The sequence below is a fragment of the Streptomyces sp. NPDC054841 genome, assembly GCF_053611045.1.
Genome location: NZ_JBSGZO010000777.1, coordinates 1 through 2,446 on the forward strand (window position 1 = coordinate 1; position 2,446 = coordinate 2,446).

Here is a 2,446-nt window from a genome sequence, read left to right on the forward strand (position 1 = left end):
GGCCCCTGTCGTTGTCACAGGTGTCGCGTAGGCTCACTTCCGTACGAGGTTCTTGTACGACCTTGAAGTTTTCCCGTATGACTTCCGGACATGGGGAGGGGGCCCACAGTGCTCATCGACACCTACGGCCGTGTGGCCACTGACCTGCGGGTTTCGCTCACGGACCGGTGTAATCTGCGATGTGCCTACTGCATGCCGGAAGAAGGCCTGCAGTGGCTCGCCAAGCCCGACCTCCTCACCGACGACGAGATCGTCCGGCTCATCCGTATCGCCGTGACCCAGCTGGGGATCACCGAGGTCCGCTTCACCGGCGGCGAGCCGCTGCTGAGGCCCGGCCTCGTCGGCATCGTCGAGCGCTGTGCCGCGCTGGCGCCCCGCCCCAAGATGTCGCTGACGACCAACGGAATCGGCCTCAAGCGCACCGCGACCGCCCTCGAGGCCGCCGGCCTGGACCGGGTCAATGTCTCGCTCGATACGCTCCGTCCCGACGTCTTCAAGACCCTCACCCGCCGCGACCGCCACCACGATGTGCTGGAGGGTCTCCAGGCCGCCCGCGACGCCGGACTGACCCCGGTCAAGGTCAATACGGTCCTGATGCCGGGGCTCAACGACGACGAGGCGCCCGACCTCCTCGCCTGGGCCGTCGAGCACGACTACGAGCTGCGCTTCATCGAGCAGATGCCTCTGGACGCCCAGCACGGCTGGAAGCGCGACGGGATGATCACCGCGGGCGACATCCTTCAGTCGTTGCGCACGCGCTTCAGCCTCACGCCCGAGGGCGACGAGGCACGCGGCTCCGCGCCCGCCGAGCGCTGGCTCGTGGACGGCGGACCGCACCGGGTCGGAGTCATCGCCTCCGTCACCCGCCCCTTCTGCAGCGCCTGCGACCGCACCCGGCTGACCGCCGACGGACAGGTCCGCACCTGCCTGTTCGCGCAGGAGGAGACCGATCTGCGCGGCGCTCTGCGCTCCGCCGCGCCGGACGAGGAGATCGCCCGGATCTGGAAGCTCGCGATGTGGGGGAAGAAGGCCGGATCCGGGCTGGACGACCCGGCGTTCCTCCAGCCTCAGCGCCCCATGTCAGCCATCGGCGGCTGATTCCCGCTCCCACGCGTCGAGCGTCACGACGTCCTTCAGGAAACCCCGGATACCGAGGAACTGGGACAGATGCTCGCGGTGCTCGTCGCACGCGAGCCAGGTCTTGCGGCGCTCGGGCGTATGCAGCTTCGGGTTGTTCCAGGCCAGTACCCAGACGGCGGCTGCCCGGCAGCCCTTCGCGGAACAGATCGGGGTCTCGTCACTCACCGGATCATTGTCCCCAACGTGGCGACGCCGAGCAGCCACGGGGGGAGCTGCCCGGCGTCGGTCCGTCGCTCCGACGGGGGATGCGGAGCGCACACGCAGTATGTCACGCGGAACGGGCTGCGGTGCACAGGAACTTCATGATTGATCTGAGCTTTTCTTGAGCTTCCCGGGCAGGTGCGCCCGGCGTCGCCGGTCAGCCCTGCCGGGTCGTCCGTTCCGCCTCGTCCTCCGCCTGCTCCTCCGCCTGGGCCTTCCGGCCGGATGCGGCGGATTCCGTTTCGGAAGATCCGGCGTTGAGCATAGGTCGCGTGGGGGCCGGGATGAAGGTGGGGGGCAGTTTCGGAGCGCTCTCGCGGCCCGCGTTGGCGATCACCACGGCGATGTACGGCAGCGTCGCGCCCAGCACCAGCGCCACGATCGCCACGTGCCGCTCGACATTCCAGAGCGTCGCGGCCAGGATCACCGCCAGGGTCCGGATCGACATCGAGATCACATAGCGGCGCTGCCGGCCGCGCACATCGTCGGCCAGTCCCTGACGGGCTCCGGTGATCCGGAAGACCTCGGTCGTGCTGTGCTTCCGCATGTCGTTCCACCGCCCGGCTGCCACGCCGGACTCTCCCCGGTCCGGACCTGCTTCAACGGTACGCCGCGACTCCGACGCATTCGAGACCGGGGCCGCTTCACCTGGGTGGACGATACCTCTGCGTACTGTGTGCGAAGCTGTCCGACATGCGTCGTATGGCGGATACGTCGAGACTGTCCGTAACTGCTCACGTCGATCCAACCAGGAGGCAGCCATGGGCTGGTTGTGGGCGATCATTGTCGGGTTTGTGCTGGGACTGCTGGCCAAGGCGATCCTGCCGGGGAAGCAGCACAGCCCGCTCTGGCTGATCACGATCTTCGGCATCATCGGCGGGATCGCCGGCAACGCCCTCGCGGGAGCCTTCGGGATCGGCGAGACCCCAGGCATCGACTGGGGCCGCCACGCCCTGCAGATCGTCGCCGCCCTGATCGTCGTCGGTGTCGGCGACATGCTCTACATGTCGGTGCGGGGCAAGAAACAGGCGGCCTGACGGCGCCGGGCGTACGACAGTGGCCTGACGGCCCCCGCGTACGACAGCGGCCGGGTGGGGCTCGATCT

The 2,446-nt window shown here is 68.4% G+C and carries 4 protein-coding genes; 2 read left to right on the forward strand and 2 right to left on the reverse strand.

The features are described 5' to 3' along the window. The first annotated feature begins 108 nt into the window (after positions 1-108). The gene (gene moaA / locus ACWGI8_RS43065; protein WP_453668934.1) at positions 109-1,098 is read left to right on the forward strand and encodes a GTP 3',8-cyclase MoaA; all 990 of its coding nucleotides are present in this window, start codon (positions 109-111) and stop codon (positions 1,096-1,098) included. Here moaA and ACWGI8_RS43070 read toward each other — a convergent pair. Both ACWGI8_RS43070 and ACWGI8_RS43075 read right to left on the reverse strand, forming a co-directional pair. After that, positions 1,081-1,305 (reverse strand): hypothetical protein, encoded by a 225-nt coding sequence (locus tag ACWGI8_RS43070; RefSeq protein WP_453668930.1) that lies wholly within the window; start codon positions 1,303-1,305, stop codon positions 1,081-1,083. The two genes, moaA and ACWGI8_RS43070, sit on opposite strands and share 18 nt — an antisense overlap. A gap of 193 nt (positions 1,306-1,498) precedes the next feature. Then, positions 1,499-1,888, reverse strand: coding sequence for a DUF3099 domain-containing protein (locus ACWGI8_RS43075; protein WP_453668931.1), 390 nt, complete (start codon positions 1,886-1,888; stop codon positions 1,499-1,501). 214 nt (positions 1,889-2,102) lie between these two features. On the opposite strand from ACWGI8_RS43075, the gene ACWGI8_RS43080 reads away from it, so the two are divergent. Next, positions 2,103-2,378: a GlsB/YeaQ/YmgE family stress response membrane protein gene (locus ACWGI8_RS43080; RefSeq protein ID WP_453668933.1), complete on the forward strand. Its 276-nt coding sequence runs from the start codon at positions 2,103-2,105 to the stop codon at positions 2,376-2,378. The last annotated feature ends 68 nt before the right edge of the window (positions 2,379-2,446 follow it).

What these genes read in the sequence shown, in the direction of transcription:
- ACWGI8_RS43075 (WP_453668931.1), bottom strand. Translation starts at nt 1,888, where the DNA reads ATGCGGAAGCACAGCACGACCGAGGTCTTCCGGATCACCGGAGCCCGT.
- ACWGI8_RS43080 (WP_453668933.1), top strand. Translation starts at nt 2,103, where the DNA reads ATGGGCTGGTTGTGGGCGATCATTGTCGGGTTTGTGCTGGGACTGCTG.